General features: G+C 68.6%; 16 protein-coding genes. 5 read left to right on the forward strand and 11 right to left on the reverse strand.

Annotation, left to right across the window (positions count from 1 at the left end; all coding sequences use genetic code 11):
• Window positions 1–4: 4 nt before the first annotated feature.
• Together QTH86_RS11265 and QTH86_RS11270 are read left to right on the forward strand one after the other, a co-directional pair.
• The gene (locus QTH86_RS11265; RefSeq protein WP_286644600.1) at window positions 5–985 is read left to right on the forward strand and encodes an isopenicillin N synthase family dioxygenase; all 981 of its coding nucleotides are present in this window, start codon (window positions 5–7) and stop codon (window positions 983–985) included.
• Window positions 982–1,410, forward strand: coding sequence for a VOC family protein (locus QTH86_RS11270; RefSeq protein WP_286644599.1), 429 nt, complete (start codon window positions 982–984; stop codon window positions 1,408–1,410). The genes QTH86_RS11265 and QTH86_RS11270 overlap by 4 nt, the downstream gene beginning before the upstream one ends.
• A 4-nt stretch (window positions 1,411–1,414) precedes the next feature.
• Here QTH86_RS11270 and QTH86_RS11275 read toward each other — a convergent pair whose 3' ends face one another.
• From QTH86_RS11275 to QTH86_RS11285, 3 genes are read right to left on the reverse strand one after another with little or no spacing between them, the layout of a single operon-like run.
• Window positions 1,415–1,807, reverse strand: a complete 393-nt coding sequence (locus tag QTH86_RS11275; RefSeq protein WP_286644598.1) for an OsmC family protein — start codon at window positions 1,805–1,807, stop codon at window positions 1,415–1,417.
• A 40-nt stretch (window positions 1,808–1,847) separates the two neighbouring features.
• Entirely contained in the window at window positions 1,848–2,612 is a 765-nt protein-coding gene (locus QTH86_RS11280) for an FAD-binding oxidoreductase (RefSeq protein ID WP_286644597.1), read from the reverse strand.
• Complete coding sequence (locus QTH86_RS11285; protein ID WP_286644596.1) at window positions 2,609–3,217, reverse strand: sulfite oxidase-like oxidoreductase; 609 nt, start codon at window positions 3,215–3,217, stop codon at window positions 2,609–2,611. Before QTH86_RS11285 ends, QTH86_RS11280 begins: the two co-directional genes overlap by 4 nt.
• 141 nt (window positions 3,218–3,358) lie before the next feature.
• Here QTH86_RS11285 and QTH86_RS11290 point away from each other — a divergent pair, with 141 nt between their 5' ends.
• A complete protein-coding gene (locus tag QTH86_RS11290) occupies window positions 3,359–3,880 on the forward strand; it encodes a nucleoside deaminase (protein ID WP_286644595.1) in 522 nt (173 codons plus the stop codon).
• Between the two features lie 26 nt (window positions 3,881–3,906).
• The gene (locus tag QTH86_RS11295) at window positions 3,907–4,737 is read left to right on the forward strand and encodes an urease accessory protein UreD (protein WP_286644594.1); all 831 of its coding nucleotides are present in this window, start codon (window positions 3,907–3,909) and stop codon (window positions 4,735–4,737) included.
• A 9-nt stretch (window positions 4,738–4,746) separates the two neighbouring features.
• Here the strand turns inward: QTH86_RS11295 and QTH86_RS11300 are convergent, their stop codons facing one another.
• Entirely contained in the window at window positions 4,747–5,928 is a 1,182-nt protein-coding gene (locus QTH86_RS11300; protein ID WP_286644593.1) for a GGDEF domain-containing protein, read from the reverse strand.
• A 147-nt stretch (window positions 5,929–6,075) separates the two neighbouring features.
• Between QTH86_RS11300 and QTH86_RS11305 the strand changes: the two genes are divergently transcribed.
• Window positions 6,076–7,503 carry an MFS transporter gene (locus QTH86_RS11305; protein WP_286644592.1) on the forward strand — a complete coding sequence of 476 codons (1,428 nt, stop codon included), beginning with the start codon at window positions 6,076–6,078 and terminating at the stop codon, window positions 7,501–7,503.
• A 1-nt stretch (window position 7,504) separates the two neighbouring features.
• Here the strand turns inward: QTH86_RS11305 and QTH86_RS11310 are convergent, their stop codons facing one another.
• The 7 genes from QTH86_RS11310 to QTH86_RS11340 all read right to left on the reverse strand — a co-directional run bounded on the left by QTH86_RS11310 (window position 7,505) and on the right by QTH86_RS11340 (window position 16,260).
• Window positions 7,505–8,734 (reverse strand): MFS transporter, encoded by a 1,230-nt coding sequence (locus tag QTH86_RS11310; protein WP_286644591.1) that lies wholly within the window; start codon window positions 8,732–8,734, stop codon window positions 7,505–7,507.
• Between the two features lie 120 nt (window positions 8,735–8,854).
• Window positions 8,855–9,547, reverse strand: coding sequence for an urea ABC transporter ATP-binding subunit UrtE (gene urtE, locus QTH86_RS11315; RefSeq protein ID WP_286644590.1), 693 nt, complete (start codon window positions 9,545–9,547; stop codon window positions 8,855–8,857).
• A 550-nt stretch (window positions 9,548–10,097) separates the two neighbouring features.
• Window positions 10,098–10,973, reverse strand: coding sequence for an urea ABC transporter ATP-binding protein UrtD (gene urtD / locus QTH86_RS11320; RefSeq protein ID WP_286644589.1), 876 nt, complete (start codon window positions 10,971–10,973; stop codon window positions 10,098–10,100).
• Window positions 10,970–12,184 carry an urea ABC transporter permease subunit UrtC gene (urtC, locus tag QTH86_RS11325; RefSeq protein WP_286644588.1) on the reverse strand — a complete coding sequence of 405 codons (1,215 nt, stop codon included), beginning with the start codon at window positions 12,182–12,184 and terminating at the stop codon, window positions 10,970–10,972. Before urtC ends, urtD begins: the two co-directional genes overlap by 4 nt.
• Window positions 12,181–13,764 carry an urea ABC transporter permease subunit UrtB gene (gene urtB, locus QTH86_RS11330; RefSeq protein WP_286644587.1) on the reverse strand — a complete coding sequence of 528 codons (1,584 nt, stop codon included), beginning with the start codon at window positions 13,762–13,764 and terminating at the stop codon, window positions 12,181–12,183. The genes urtC and urtB overlap by 4 nt, the downstream gene beginning before the upstream one ends.
• A 102-nt stretch (window positions 13,765–13,866) precedes the next feature.
• Window positions 13,867–15,135, reverse strand: a complete 1,269-nt coding sequence (urtA, locus tag QTH86_RS11335) for an urea ABC transporter substrate-binding protein (RefSeq protein ID WP_286644586.1) — start codon at window positions 15,133–15,135, stop codon at window positions 13,867–13,869.
• 147 nt (window positions 15,136–15,282) lie between these two features.
• Complete coding sequence (locus QTH86_RS11340) at window positions 15,283–16,260, reverse strand: Bug family tripartite tricarboxylate transporter substrate binding protein (RefSeq protein ID WP_286644585.1); 978 nt, start codon at window positions 16,258–16,260, stop codon at window positions 15,283–15,285.
• Window positions 16,261–16,282 lie beyond the last annotated feature (22 nt).

The raw sequence follows: 16,282 nt of genomic DNA on the forward strand, positions 1-16,282 counted from the left end.
CACCATGGGCATTCCGGTCCTCGACCTGACCGGCGCCCTGGTGCCCGGTGGTCCGCGCAGCGCCGAGGTGGCGCGCGCGTTCCGCTCGGCGGCCATGGCGTCGGGCTTCTTCTACGTGCGCCACCACGGCGTCGACGCCGCGATGGTCGAACGCCAGTTCGACATCACCCGGCGGCTGATGGCGCTGCCGATCGAACGGCGCGAGCAACTGTCGATCGAACACTCGCCGATCATGCGCGGCTACGAAGGCCTGGGCGCGCAGACACTCGACGCCGCGATGAAGCCCGACCTCAAGGAAAGCTTCTACTGCGGCATGGACTGGCCGGCCGACCACCCCTACGTGAAGGCCGGCTACCAGACCTACGGCCCGAGCCAATGGCCGGCCGAGTTGCCCGACGTGCGCGCGCACTGCGAGGCCTACATCGATGCGATGAATCGGCTGTCGCTGCGGCTCATGCAGCTCATGGCGCTGTCGCTCGACCTGCCCGAGGACTACTTCGACGCGGCCTGCCACGACCCGATGGTCACGCTGCGCATGGTGCGCTACCCGGCGCATCCCGAGGGCGCGGACGAGCGCACCTTCGGCGCCGGGGCGCACACCGACTGGGGCGCGGTCACCATCCTCGCGCAGGACGCCCACGGCGGGCTCGAGGTGCAGATGCCCGGCGGCAGCTGGGTCGCGGCGACGCCGATGGACGGCACCTTCGTCGTGAACCTCGGCGACATGATCCCGCGCTGGACCAACGGGCTCTACCACTCGAACCCCCACCGGGTGCGTAACCTGTACTCGGGCGGCCAAGCGCGCTATTCGATCCCCTTCTTCTACGAACCCGAATACCTCGCGCGCATCGTGCCCGTGCCCGGCACAGTGCCTGCCGGCGAAGCGCCGCGCTACACGCCCTGCACGGCCGGCGAGCATCTGCAGGAGATGTACCGCAAGACCTACGGGCTGCAGAAGCAGGCGGCCACGGAAGGCGCCGCATGACGCTCTGGTTCAACCTGCTGTGCCGCGACGTCGAGGCGCAGATGGCCTTCTATGCCCGGCTGCTCGCCTGGCCGGAGGCCGTGCACAGCCGCTCGCCCATCTACCGCGCGCTGGAGCACGAGGGCGTGCAGTTCGGCTTCAACGCGGCACCGGCCTATGCGCTGCTGGGCCTGGCGGAGCGCGCACCCGATGCGGCGACCACGCCGCCGGTGACGGCCTATGCGACCTTCATGCTCGACTCACCCGAAGCGGTCGACGCCGCCGTGCGCGAAGCCGCGGCGACCGGCGGCCGGGTGCTGAAGGCGCCCTACGCCACCTACTACGGCCAATGGCAGGCCGTGCTGAGCGACCCGGAGCAGCATGTGTTCCGCGTGAGCACGGCGTCGCTGCCGCCCGGCGTGGCGCCGGCACCGCGACCCGCCTGAACGACTAGGCCCAGCCCGTCTCGATCTCAGTGGTGACCTCGGTCATCAGCTTGTGGACCGGGCACTTGGCGGCCACCCGCAGCAGTTCGGCGCGCTGGGTCTCGTCGAGCGCGCCCGTCACGCGCAGCGAGGTCTTCAGGCGGTAGACGCCCTTGCGCTCGGCGCTGTCGTCGCGATCGACCAGCACCTCGATGTCCTCGATCGGCATGTTCTTCCGCTGCGCATAGAGCATCACCGTGAGCGCCTTGCAGGCGGCCAGCGAGGCGTCGTACAGGTCGTGCGGCGTGGCGGCGCCCTGCCCGTCCGGCTGCGTCACGTCGGCGGCGAAGGCCTCGTTGCGGATGCGCACCGTGTGGCGGGTGCCTGTGGTGCTGTCGCGTCGGACTGAAATGCTCATGGGGTCTCCTGATGGGATGTATGTCGAGAAAAAGGAATGCTCAGCCCGCGCCGCCGTAGCGCTCGGTGCGGATACGCTCGGCGGGCACGGCCGCGTCGAGCAGGCCGGTGGTGACCGCCTCGACGAAGCGGTTGGCACCGCAGACAAAGACATGGGCGGGCACATGGCCCCAGGCGGCCAGCAGCCGCTGCAGCGCGGTGCTGTCGAGCCGCTGCACGAGGTCGCCCGGCCGGTGGGCCGCATCGCGCGTCGTGACCGCCACGAAGCGCAGCAGTGGCGCGCGCGCCTGCAGCGCGACCAGTTCGTCGCGAAAGGCCAGCTCGGCCCAGGTGCGCGCGGACACCACCAGCAGCAGGGGCACGCCAGCACCGGACGCGTGCCAATCCCGCACCATCGCCATCAGCGGCGCGACGCCCGAGCCGCCACCCACCAGCAGCAGCGGGCCGCCGTCGGCCGGGCGCCAGACGAAGTGCCCGCCGAGCGGGCCGCGCACCTCGAGGTGGTCGCCAGGCGCCACTACCTCGTGGAAGAAGGGCGACACCTCGCCGTCCTCGAGCTTCTCGACGATGAGTTCGATCGGCATCACACCCGGCGCGGAAGCGACCGAATAGCTGCGCTGCGCGGCATAGCCGTCGGGCGCGGTGAGCCGCACCACCAGGTGCTGGCCGGCCAGCCCGGGGGCCAGCGGCGCGCGCAGGAAGACGCTGACGATGCGCGGCGTGAGCACCGCGACGCGCTCGACCACCGCGTCGTGCCACGGCGAGGCAGCGGGCATCGAAGGGGGCGACGGCGTCACGCCGCTCACGGATCGTCCGAGTAGCGTTGCTGCTTCCACGGATCGCCGCGCAGGTGATAGCCCCGCAGTTCCCAGAACCCGGCCTCGTCGCGCGCCGTGAAGCGCAGGCCCTTGATCCACTTGGCGCTTTTCCAGAAGTACAGGTGCGGCACCAGCAGCCGCGCCGGCCCGCCATGCTCGGCCGCGAGCGGCGCGCCGTTGAAGCGGGTGGCGACCATCGCGCGGCCGTCGAGCAGATCGGCCGCGGGCACGTTGGTGTCGTAGTCGTCGTGCGAGATCGCGAGCGTGTAGGCGCTGGGCGCCGACACGCCGGCCGCGGCGAGCAGCTCGTCGATGGTGACACCTTCCCAGGTCGTGTCGAACTTCGACCAGGTGGTCACGCAGTGGATGTCCCCCTGCCACACGGTGTGCGGCAGCGCTTCGAATTCGGTCCAGCTCCAGCTGGCCAGCGGGCGCGGGCCGTCGCTGAGCGTGAAACGCCAGGTGGCGAGGTCGACGCGTGGCGTCGGCCCCTTGGACAGGACAGGAAAGTCGTCGGTCTCGAACTGGCCCGGCGGCAGGCGGCTCGCGAAAGCAGCGCTCGGGCGTCGTCCGGTGAAGCCTCGGGTGGCCATGGTCGAACTCCTTGAAGGGGGAACCATGGTAGCGCCGCACGGCGGCAGGCGCTGCGCCTCCAAAGTAGCAGTCGGCCCACATCCGGCGTGCGGCGCCGGGCTCATCATTGGCATGTGTCCTGCATGCACACACACCGAGCCATGAAATCCAAGAACACCCTCCCCCACCCCATCGAAGTCACCCTGGACGAGCGCGACGGCCGCTACCTGCGCAAGGCCATCTTCTGGTCGCATGCCGGCGGGCGGCGCGGCAACCGGCCCTTCGGCGCCGTCATCGTCTCCGCCGAAGGCGAGGTGCTGGCCGAGGGCTACTGCAACAGCACCGAGACCGGCGACGTCACCGGCCACGCCGAAGTCACCGCCATCCGCGCGCTGGCCAGCAGGCGCCCGGGCCGGGAGGTGATGGCCGGCGCCACCCTCTACTCGTCGGCCGAGCCCTGCGTGATGTGCGCAGGCGCCATCTTCTGGGCCAACATCGGCCGCGTGGTGTTCGGCATCGACGCCGAACGCCTGCGCCTGTTCCGCGGCGACCGTGGCGACCAGCGCGATGCCGAGCTGTCCTGCCGCGACGTGTTCGCCGCCTCGCCGCACCCCATTGAATGCATCGGGCCCGCCCTCATCGGCGAAGCGAGCGCGGCGCACGAAGGCGCCTGGAAGGAGTGAGCTTGCGCCGCCGATAGACTCGCCGCATGCCCTGGCACGCCCGACTCGCGCTCGACTACAGCGCCGAACAACAACGCAGCGTCGCACGCTTTCGTCACGACGGCCCGCTGCGCATCCTGCAAAGCCTCTACCCCGAGGGCGACGCGATCTGCCACAACGTGCTGGTGCACCCGCCCGGCGGCTTGGTGGGCGGCGACACGCTCGACATCGCCATCACCGGCACGGCCGGCAGCCACGGCCTCATCACCACACCGGGCGCGACGCGCTTCTACCGCTCCGAAGGCGAGGCCGCGGTGCAGCGCACCCAGATCACGCTGGCGGCCGATGCACGCCTCGAATGGCTGCCGCTCGAAGCGCTCTGCTACAGCGGCTGCCAAGCCGAGAACCGCCTGCGCATGGAACTCGCGCCCGGTGCCGAGCTGCTGGGCTGGGACGTGACCGCCCTCGGCCTGCCCAACGCGGGCCTGCCCTTCGAACGTGGCAGCCTGCTGCAGCACATCGAGGTGCCGGGCACGTGGCTCGAACGCGGCCGCCTCGACGCGACCGACCACCGCCTGCTGCAAAGCCCGATCGGCCTGGCCGGCCAACGCTGCCTCGCGTCGCTCTTCTTCGTGGCCGGTGCGCCGATCTCGAAGGCGCGCCGCGCTACGCTGCTCGACAGCGCACGGGCCCTGGCCGATGCGCATCCGCTGGCGATGAGCGCGGGCGCCACCGCGCCGCATGCCGAGGTGGTCGTGCTGCGCGTGCTGGCGCCCGTGGTCGAACCCGCGATGCAGCTGCTGCGGCAGGTGTGGCAGGCCTGGCGCGCGGAGCTGTGGCAGCTGCGCAGCGCCACGCCGCGCATCTGGTCGATGTAGGGCCTTCGTTCAGGCAATTTCCACCCGGTCACGGCCCTGTGCCTTGGCCCGGTAGAGCGCCGCGTCGGCGCGCGCGAGCAGGGCGTCGAGCGTGTCGGCGGGCCCCTGGAACACCGCCATGCCGATGCTGACGCTGAGCCGGCCGATGCCAGCGGCCGCCAGCGGCGACTCGGGCGCAAAAGGCTCGCCCACTCCCGCGCGCAGGCGCTCGGCCACGGCCCGTGCGCCGTCGTGTCCCAGGCCGGGTAGCACGACGAGGAATTCCTCGCCCCCGTAACGTCCCAGCCGCGCCAAGGGCGGCATCGGTGCCTGCAGGCGCAGTGCCAGCTCGCGCAGCACCTCGTCCCCCGTCTGGTGACCGAACGCGTCGTTGATGCGCTTGAAGTGATCGGCGTCGAGCATCAGCAGGGACAACGCACCGTCGCCGGCGCCGCGCCGGGCGCGGGTGACTTCGTGCTCGCAGCGCTCGATCAGCGCGCGCCGGTTCAGCATGCCGGTCAGCGGATCGTGCGTGGCCATGAACTCGAACTCCAGGCGCAGCCGGTCGGTGGCCATCAGCACGCCCGCGATGCTCAGCATCAAGGCGGTGAGCGAGTACATGACGATGTACAGCGACTGCAGCCACGTGGCATCGAGCATGCCGACGCCCGCTTCGCCCAGGACCGCACTCAGGCAGCGCAGGCCCGCCACCAGCGACTGCAGCAGCAGCAGGCCCGTCATGAGGCGCCGGCCGACGCGTTTGGTCCGGTGGCGCAGGTAGAGCCGGGCATGCGCGAAGAACAGCCCTGAAATCGCGAACGTGAAGACCGCCAGGCGTATCGGGTAGCTGGGCTGCACCTCGGAAAACCAGAACAGCACCACGCCCAGGACGACCGTCACGGCGCTCCAGGCGCGCGTGTCGCGCTCATGGCCGAGAAAGAGCTGGCTGCCCGCGTAGTACAGGATGCAGCCCTGGAACAGCACCATGTTGGCCAGCACGATGCTGAAGATGTCCGGGACCACACCGCGCAGCGCGAAGAGCACGGTGCTGACGAAGCTGGCGAGCGGCGCGAGCGTCCACTCGCGCAGTCCGCGGATGCTCGGCGGGTAGCTGCGCCGCATCGAGAAGAGCACCACGGACATCAGCAGGCCCATCAGTCCGGCGAGCACGATGATGGAGCGCGGGTCCAAGGCGGACGACAGGGTCGGCATGAAACAGGGGGTGGAAAGGCGGGGGAGCTTTCGAGGTTAACGCACCGGCGCGACGCGTTACAGCTTGAGTGCCGAGGCCCTTGTGCGTTTTTCGGGAAGTGCGCTGACACCGGCGATGGCCCCGCAGCGCCACAGTGGCTCGGCCGCATGACCGCCGTCCACACCGACATTCCCGCCCGCCTCGACCGCCTGCCGTGGTCGCGCTGGCACTGGCGCATGGTGATCGCGCTGGGCATCGCCTGGGTGCTCGACGGGCTCGAGGTCACGCTGGTCGGCTCGCTCGGCGGCGTGCTCGAACGCGACGACACGCTCGGCCTCAGCGCTGCGCAGATCGGTGGCGCGGGCTCCCTCTACATCGGTGGTGCCGTGGTCGGCGCCCTGGTGTTCGGCCGGCTGGCCGACCGATGGGGGCGCAAGAAGCTCTTCCTCGTCACGCTGGCCGTGTACACCGTGGCGAGCTTCGCGACCGCGTTCTCGCCTGGCTTTCTCTTCTTCGCGTTCTGCCGCTTCATGACGGGCGTGGGCATCGGCGGCGAGTACGCGGCCATCAACTCGGCGATCGACGAGCTCATCCCCGCCCGTGTGCGCGGGCGTGTCAACCTCGCGATCAACGGCAGCTTCTGGGTCGGTGCGGCGCTGGGTGCCGGGCTGAGCCTGGTGCTGCTCGACCCACGCGTGCTGGGGCCGGTGTGGGGCTGGCGCGCCGGCTTCGGGCTGGGGGCGCTGTTGGCGTTCGCGATCCTGCTGGTGCGGCGCGACGTGCCCGAGAGCCCGCGCTGGTTGATCGCCCATGGACACGCCGACGAAGCGAACGCGGTCATCGAGCGCATCGAGGCAGAGGTGGCGACGCAGCACGGGCCGCTGGCGCCGGTGACCGAGCGCTTTAGCTTCGTGCGCCGGGCGGCACCCTCGATGCGGGAGGTGGCGCACGTGCTGTTGCGGCGCTACCGGCAGCGCAGCATCGTCGCACTGTCGCTGATGGTGTCGCAGGCCTTCTTCTACAACGCGATCTTCTTCACCTACGCGCTGGTGCTCACGCGCTTCCATGGCGTACCCGAGGGCCGCGTGGCGCTGTACATCTTTCCCTTCGCGCTGGGCAACGTGCTGGGGCCGTTGCTGCTGGGCCCGCTGTTCGACCGGATCGGGCGCCGCCGGATGATCGCCTTCACGTACACGCTGTCGGGCGTCGGCCTGGCGCTGACCGGCGCGGCCTTCATGGCCGGCTGGTTGACCGCGCTGACGCAGGCGCTGTGCTGGTCGGCCGTGTTCTTCCTCGCCTCGGCCGCCGCGAGTTCGGCGTACCTGACGGTGAGCGAGGTGTTTCCGCTGGAGATGCGCGCGCTCGCGATCTCGCTCTTCTATGCGGTCGGCACGGGGGCCGGCGGCTTCGTGGCGCCGTGGCTCTTCGGCGTGCTGATCGACACCGGCAGCCGCGGTGCCGTCACCGTCGGCTACGGCATCGGCGCGGTGCTGGTGATCGGCGCCGGGCTGATCGCGCTGCGATGGGGCGTGAATGCGGAGCGGCGGTCGCTGGAAGACATCGCGCCGCCGATGGGCAGCGCCGACCGGCGCTAGCTCAGTGCGTGGCGCGTCGACGCGCGTCGGCCACCGCCCACGCGAAGATGCCGAGCCCGGCCAGCCCCAGCAAGGCGCCGACCCAGCCGGTCGACGTCCAGCCCAGGCCCGCGCTGATGGCTAGGCCGCCCAGCCAGGCGCCGAGCGCGTTGGCCATGTTGAAAGCCGAGTGGTTGAGCGCGGCGGCAAGCGTCTGTGCTTCGCCGGCCACGTCCATCAGGCGGATCTGCAGGGCCGGCCCGATGGCGACGACGGTGCCGATCAAGAAGGTGGCAATGGCCGCCGTGACCACATGCTGCGCCGCGAAGACGAACAGCACCAGCACCGCCACCGACCACACCAGGAGGCCGCCGATGGTGCGCATCAACGACTTGTCGGCCAGCCGCGCGCCGACCAGGTTGCCCGCCACCATGCCGAGGCCGAAGAGCGCGAGCACGAAAGGCACGTGGCCCACCGACAGCCCCGCCACTTCGGTGAGCGTGGGCTTGATGTAGCTGAACACCGCGAACATGCCGCCGAAGCCGATCGCGCCGATGCCCAGCGTGAGCCAGACCTGCGGCCGGCGCAGCGCATCGAGCTCGCGCAGCGGGCTGGCGCCCGCCGTGGCCGGCATGTCGGGCACGCCGCGCCGGACCATGACCATGGCCAGCACCGCGATGACCCCGACGAAGACGAAGGCCGCGCGCCAGCCGAAGTACTGCCCCAGGGTGGCCGCGATGGGCACGCCCACCAACGTGGCGCCGGTGAGCCCGAGCATGACCAGTCCGACCGCACGCGCCCGCGCCCCGGGCGGCGCCAGCGTGGCCGCCACCAGCGCCGCGACGCCGAAGTAGGTGCCATGCGGCAGGCCGGTGAGAAAGCGCATCAGGTTGAGCGACAGGTAGCCCGGTGCCAGCGCCGACGCGAAGTTGCCCAGCGCGTAGATGCCCATCAGCGCGATGAGCAGCGCGCGGCGGTTCCAGCCGGCCGCCAGCACGGCGAGCACGGGCGCACCGATCACGACGCCCAGCGCGTAGGCGCTGATGACATGGCCGGCCTGGGGAATGCTCACGCCGATGTCCCGGGCGACTTCGGGCAGCAGGCCCATGATCACGAATTCGCCGGTGCCGATGGAGAAGCCGCCGACACCGAGTGCCAGCACGGCGCGCAGCAGGGTGCGGTCGGCGTCGGGCGCGCGAACGGCGGCAGACGCATCGGCGTCGAGTTCGGAAGACAAGGAGGAGGTGGTCATGGCAAAGCGAGCGTGCGAGCAGGCCGAGCGCACGAACGACGCCCGAAGACCAGGGGTTAACCCTTGGTCACCGGACCATAACACGCAGGCCCCGCCGCTGCAGGCGGCGGGCCATGCGATTCAGATGGCGACAAGTTGCCGTACGCCGTTGGCTTCCATGTCCTTGCCCAGGCCACGTGCGATGACTTCGCCGCGCTCCATCACGAGGTAGTCGTCGGCGAGTTCCTGCGCGAAGTCGTAGTACTGCTCGCACAGCACGATCGCCATGTCGCCGCGGTCGGCCAGCATGCGGATGACGCGGCCGATGTCCTTGATGATGCTCGGCTGGATGCCTTCGGTCGGCTCGTCGAGGATCAACAGCTTGGGTTTGGGCGCCAGCGCACGGGCAATGGCCAGTTGCTGCTGCTGCCCGCCGGAGAGGTCGCCGCCGCGGCGGTTCATGAACTGTTTGAGGATCGGGAACAGCTCGAACAGCTCGGCCGGGATCGGCGTGCTGCCACTCTTGTAGGCCAGGCCCATGCGCAGGTTCTCCTCCACGGTGAGCCGCGCGAAGATCTCCCGCCCCTGCGGCACGAAGCCCATGCCGGCGCGCGCGCGTTCGTACGGCGTTTTCTTCTGGATCGGCTGGCCGTCGAATTCGATGCTGCCGCTCTTGATCGGCACCAGGCCCATCAATGACTTGAGCAGGGTGGTCTTGCCGACGCCGTTGCGGCCGAGCAGCACGGTGACCTTGCCGAGCGTCGCGGTGAAGCTCACGTCGCGCAGGATGTGGGAGCCGCCGTAGTACTGGTGGATGTTCTTGACTGTGAGCATTTGCTTTCCTCCTCAGTTGTTCGGAGCGCGTCCGTTTTCCTTGGATACGGCGCCCGGCAGGCGGTGCGGGCCAGCCGACCCCGGTGCGCCGGCCGCTGCGCGGCTTCCCTGCGGTGCTCGCACCATCGGCTGCGTCGCAGAACTCGCTGCGCTCACTTCGTTCTCTTCGCTCAGACAGCTGCGACGAGTCAGATGACGAAGCGCGCTGCGCGCGCAGCCGATGGCGCTGTGCTCCTCGGCGGCGCACAGGGGATCGCCCGGCCCGCACCGCCTGCCGGGCTTGGTGGGACGCAATCGCTGCGCTCGCTGGACAGAGATGCACAACGGTCGCGTCCACGTCGGTGGGCGGTAGGCCTGCGGGCGGCTGTCCGGCTGCGGCGAGCATCGCAGCGAAAGGCGGATCAGGGCCGCAGCTGTCTGAGCGCAACGAAGTGAAGCGAGTTCTGCGGACCCCGTCTTTCGCGAGGAGCAGCAGCGAAGTCCGAAGGACCGCAGTCGTCTGCCGCCCGCAGGCCTACCGCCCGCCGACGCCCCACGTACAAAGAGAACCTCAGCGCCCAAGATAAACCTCGATTACGCGCTCATCCGCCTGCACCTCATCCAAAGTGCCTTGCGCCAACACCGAACCATCGCACAACACTGTCACGATCTCAGAGATGGTGCGAATGAAGCTCATGTCATGCTCCACCACCATCAGCGAGTGCTTGCCCTTCAGCGTGAGGAAGAGCTCCGCCGTGCGCGCCGTTTCCTCGTCGGTCATGCCGGCCACAGGCTCGTCGAGCAGCAGCAGCTTCGGGTCCTGCATCAGCAGCATGCCGATCTCCAGCCACTGCTTCTGGCCGTGGCTCAGGTTGCCTGCCGTGCGCGACACGCTGTCGGCCAGGTGGATGGTCTCGATGATCTCGGCCAGCCGATCGCTCTGCGCGGAGTCGAGCTTGAACAGCATCGAGCGCTTCACGCCCTTGTCGGTCTTCAGCGCGAGTTCGAGGTTCTCGAACACCGTGAGCTGCTCGAACACCGTCGGCTTCTGGAACTTGCGGCCGATGCCCAGTTGGGCGATGTCGGCTTCCTTGTGGCGCAGCAGGTCGATGGTGCTGCCGAAGAACACGGTGCCCGAGTCGGGCCGTGTCTTGCCGGTGATGATGTCCATCATCGTGGTCTTGCCGGCGCCGTTCGGGCCGATGATGCAGCGCAGCTCGCCGGGCGCGATGTCCAGGCTCAGCTTGTTGATCGCCTTGAAGCCGTCGAAGCTCACGCACACGTCCTCGAGGTAAAGGATGCGGCCGTGCGTCACGTCGACCTCGCCCGGCGTCGCATGCCGGCCGAAGCCTGCGGCGCGGCCACCGGATTCGGTCTCGGGGGTGTAGGCGTACCCCGCCGCCTTGGCGGCGCGCTGGGCGCCGGCTTCCATCAGATCGGGCGTCATGCGCGGGCTCCCTTCGGCTCGACAGCGATGGGTGGCAAGGCGCTCGGCTCCACGCCTTCCGATGCGGCCAGCGCACGCTGGGCCTCCAGGCGGCCGTCGCTCAATGCCTTCTTGTCCTTCGACCGCCACTTGCGCACCAGCCCGACGATGCCGTTCGGCAGGAACAGCGTGACGGCAATGAACAGCGCGCCCAGGAAGTACAGCCAGTACTCGGGGTACGCCACCGTCAGCCAGCTCTTCGCGCCGTTGACGATGAAGGCGCCGATGATCGGCCCGATGAGCGTCGCGCGCCCGCCGACCGCCGCCCACACGGCGATCTCGATCGAGTTGGCCGCGCTCATCTCGCCCGGGTTGATGATGCCGACCTGCGGCACATACAGCGCGCCGGCCACGCCGCACATGATGGCGGAGATGACCCAGATCGTGAGCTTGTACGGCAGCGGGTTGTAGCCCGAGAACATCACGCGCGTCTCCGCGTCGCGGATGGCCTGCAGCACGCGGCCGAACTTGCTGCCGATGAGCCACTTGCTGAACAGGAAGAAGCCCAGCAGCGTGGCACCGGTGAGTGCGAACAGCGTCATGCGCATCTCCTGCGTCGCGATCGGGATGCCCAGGATGCGCTTGAAGTCGGTGAAGCCGTTGTTGCCGCCGAAGCCCGTCTCGTTGCGGAAGAACAGCAGCATCGCGGCGAAGGTCATGGCCTGCGTGATGATCGAGAAGTACACGCCCTTGATGCGCGAACGGAAGGCGAAGAAGCCGAACACGAAGGCGATCAGGCCGGGCACCGCGACGATGAGGATCAGCGTCATCACGAAGCTGTCGCTGAAGGTCCAGTGCCAGGGCAGCGTCTTCCAGTCGAGGAACACCATGAAGTCCGGCAGGTCGCTCTTGTAGTTGCCGTCGCGGCCGATCTGGCGCATGAGGTACATGCCCATCATGTAGCCGCCCAGCGCGAAGAACATGCCGTGGCCGAGCGACAGGATGCCGGTGTAGCCCCAGATGAGGTCCATGGCCAGTGCGCAGATGGCGTAGCACATGATCTTGCCGACCAGCGCCACCGCGTAGTCGCTCATGTAGAACATGCTCTCGCGCGGCACCAGCAGGTTGAGCATCGGTGCGACGGCGCACACCACGATCAGCGCGACGAAGAAAACCGTCCAGCCCTTGCCGCTGAGCAGCGGGCCCTTGGTAGGAAGTACGACTTTGCTCATGCCTCGGCACTCCGGCCCTTCATGGCGAAGATGCCTTGAGGACGCTTCTGGATGAAGATGATGATGAAGACGAGTACCGCGATCTTCGCGAGCACCGCACCGGCCCAGCCTTCGATGAACTTGTTCAGGATGCCCAGCCCCATGGCCGCGTAGACGGTGCCGGCGAGTTGGCCGACGCCGCCCATCACCACCACCATGAACGAGTCGACGATGTAGCTCTGGCCGAGGTCGGGGCCGACGTTGCCGATCTGGCTGAGCGCGCAGCCCGCGAGGCCGGCGATGCCGGAGCCGAGTGCGAAGGCGTAGGTGTCGATGCGCGCGGTGTTCACGCCCATGCACGAGGCGATCGGCCGGTTCTGCGTCACGCCGCGCACGAACAGGCCGAGCCGCGTGCGGCCGATGAGCCAGCCCATCGCCAGCAGCACCAGCACCGCGAAGATGATGATGCCGATGCGGTTCCACGGCAGCGTCACGTTGCTCAGCATGGTGAAGCCGCCGCTCATCCAGCCGGGGTTCTCCACGCCGACGTTCTGCGCGCCGAAGAGCGATCGCACCATCTGCTGCAGCATCAGGCTGATGCCCCAGGTGGCCAGCAGCGTTTCGAGCGGCCGGCCGTACAGGAAGCGGATCACGCCGCGCTCCAGCACCGCGCCGACCAGCGCCGCGGCCAGGAACGACACCGGGATGGCGGCGACCAGGTACAGGCCGAACATCGATTCCGGGACGTAGCGCTGGAAGATGCCCTGCATCACGTAGGTCGCGTAGGCGCCGATCATCATCAGCTCGCCATGCGCCATGTTGATCACGCCCATCAGCCCGTAGGTGATGGCCAGGCCCAGCGCGGCCAGCAGCAGCACCGAACCCAGGCTGATGCCGCTGAAGACCGCATTGATGCGGTCACCCCAGACCAGCGCGCCGTCGATGCGCTCGATGGAAGCGACGATGGCGCTCTTCACGCCCGCATCGGTCTCGTCGGCCAGCCGCTGGTTCAGCAGCAGCTTGATGTCGGGGCTCTTGCGCTCGGCCAGCGCCTTCGCGGCGTCGATGCGCTTGGCGGCGTCGGCGCTGTTGAGCATCGAGGCAGCGCGTACCAGTTCGAGCTGGGCCTTGATCGACGGGTTGGTCTCGGCCGCCAGCGCGCGCTCGACCGCCGGCAGGCGCGATTCGCTCGGCTCCTTCAGCAGCGCCTGCGCCGCCTCGGCGCGGACCTTCTCGTCCTTGCTGGTCAGCTGAAGCACGGCCTGCGCGGCGTCGAAGGCGCCACGCATCAGGTTGTTGTTGACGACGTCCTCGGCGTCGTCGGGCACCTTCGCCTCGACGCCGGTGACCGGGTCGTAGCCTTTGTCGTCCTTCATCACGAAGACCTTGTCGGCGGTGTACTTGACCGCGTCGTCGGCCATCGCCTGGATGAAGGCCGCGGTCTTCTCGTCGGCCGTGAGCACCGCCTTGTCGAGCGCGGCGATGCGCGCCTCGGTGTCGCCCGAGGCGATGGCCCGGGCCTCGTCGACCGTCAGCGCATGGGCGCCCGTGGCTGCGAGGAGTGCAGCCAGCAGCGCGGAATGAAGGAGTCGCCGGAGCATGGAGTTCGTCCCGTCTGGTGATCAAGAAAAAGGCCCGTGCTGCCAACGCAACGACGGGCCCTGCGAGTCGGCATGCCACTCGGGCATGCGGCCCTGTGCTGCTTACATCGACTTGCCGGCGGGCTGGTCGGGCTTCTTGTCGTTGCCTTCGATGTACGGGCTCCACGGCTTGGCCTTGACCGGGCCGGGCGTCTTCCACACCACGTTGAACTGGCCGTCGGCCTTGATCTCGCCGATGAACACGCTCTTGTGCAGGTGGTGGTTCTTCTCGTCCATCTTCGAGACGATGCCCGACGGTGCGTTGAAGGTCTGGCCGGCCATGGCGGCGATCACCTTGTCGGTGTCGGTCGACTTGGCCTTCTCGACGGCCTGCTTCCACATGTGGATGCCGATCCAGGTGGCTTCCATCGGGTCGTTGGTCAGCGGCTTGTCCATGTGGCCAGGGATCTTCTTGGCCTTGGCGTACTCGCTCCACTGCTTGATGAAGGCGGTGTTGGTCGGGTTCTTGATCGACATGAAGTAGTTCCATGCGGCCAGGTGACCCACCAGCGGCTTGGTATCCACGCCGCGCAGTTCCTCTTCGCCCACGGAGAAGGCGACGACCGGCACGTCCTTGGCCTTCAGGCCCGCGTTGCCCAGTTCCTTGTAGAAGGGCACGTTGGAGTCGCCGTTGATGGTCGACACCACGGCCGTCTTGCCGCCGGCCGAGAACTTCTTGATGTCGGCGACGATGGTCTGGTAGTCGCTGTGGCCGAAGGGCGTGTACTTCTCGTCGATGTCCGACTCCTTCACGCCCTTGCTCTTGAGGTAGGCACGCAGGATCTTGTTGGTGGTGCGCGGGTACACGTAGTCGGTGCCCAGCAGCACCCAGCGCTTGGCGCCGCCGCCTTCCTTGCTCATCAGGTAGTCGACCGCCGGGATGGCCTGCTGGTTGGGCGCTGCGCCCGTGTAGAACACGTTCTTCGACAGCTCTTCACCTTCGTACTGCACCGGGTAGAACAAGAGGCCGTTCATTTCCTCGACCACCGGCAGCACCGACTTGCGCGACACCGAGGTCCAGCAGCCGAAGATCACCGAGACCTTGTCCTGGCCGAGCAGCTGCTTGGTCTTCTCGGCGAACAGCGGCCAGTTGGAGGCCGGGTCGACGATCACGGGCTCGAGCTGCTTGCCCATCACGCCGCCCTTCTTGTTGATGTCCTCGATGGCCATCAGCACGGTGTCCTTCAACACCGTTTCCGAGATGGCCATGGTGCCGGACAGCGAGTGCAGCACGCCGACCTTGATGGTGTCGGCAGCGAACGCCGGCGCAGCGGAGATGCTGGCCAGCGCGACGGCGGCGGTGAGCGCCTTGAGGGTGAAACGACGTTGCATGGTGACTCCTGCTCCTGTGTGGTTTGACTGAGACCGCTGCATGCATCGGGTCGATGTGCAGCGATGGAGCGAAGTCTCTTCGGGCGGGAGGAAGTCACAAATACGCCGGGTGGCGTACGGGCCGCGCAGGCCCTGGGCAGCCGGCGGTCAGTTGATGTCGAGCTTCGCCTTGGTCGCGAGTTCCTTCCACTTGCGGGTGTCGGACTCGATGAACTGCTGTGCGTCCTTCGCGCTGCCCTTACCCGCGATGGAGCCGCTGGCCACGAGCGCCGGCCGAAGCTCGGCCGATGCGGCGACCTCGTTGATCCACGTGTTGAGTTGCTGCACCTGCGCCGCCTGCATGCCCTTCGGTGCTGCGACCACGTACCACTGCGCGGCGTCGTAGTCCTTCAGCCCGGCCTCCTTCATGGTCGGCACGTCGGGCAGGCTCTCGATCCGGTAGCCGGTGGTGACGGCGTAGGCCTTGAGCTTGCCGGACTTGATCTGCTGCAGCACCGGCGTCACGCCCAGCATGCCGAGCGGAATCTGCGCGCCCACCACGTCGACCACGGCCTGGCCGCCGCCCTTGTACGGCACGTGCGTCATGGCCGTGCCCGCGCTCACGTTGAAGAGTTCGCCGGCCAGGTGCTGCGACGTGCCGTTGCCGGACGTCGCATAGCTCCACGCGGCCGGGTTCTTCTTCATCGCTTGAATGAGCTCCGACATCTGCGCCGGCGCATTCGGCATGCCGCTCACCAGCACCATCGGCCCCTGCGCCAGCGTAGCGACCGCCACCAGTTCCTTGCCCACCTCGGGCGGCTGCGTCGCGTACAGCACCGGGCCGGGCACGGTGATGAGCGTGTAGCCGTCCGGTGCGGCCTTGGCCGCGGCCTGCAGCGCGATGGCGCCCGACGCGCCGGGCCGGTTCTCCACCACCACCGACTGCCCGGTCTTCTCGCCGAGCTTGCGCGCGGCGACGCGCGTGAGCACGTCGACGGTGCCGCCGGGCGGGAAGCCGACGATCCAGGTGATGGGCTTGGCGTTGGGCCAAGCCGTGGCGTCGCCGGCAGCCCACACGGTGGCGGGCAGGGTCAGTGCAACGGCGGCGGCCAGGAGCGTGCGGCGAAGGAAGATGGACGAAGACATGCAAGGTTCCTCAAAAGGGATG

The organism is Variovorax sp. J2L1-78 (genome assembly GCF_030317205.1).
GTDB classification, from domain to species: Bacteria; Pseudomonadota; Gammaproteobacteria; order Burkholderiales; family Burkholderiaceae_C; genus Variovorax; species Variovorax arabinosiphilus.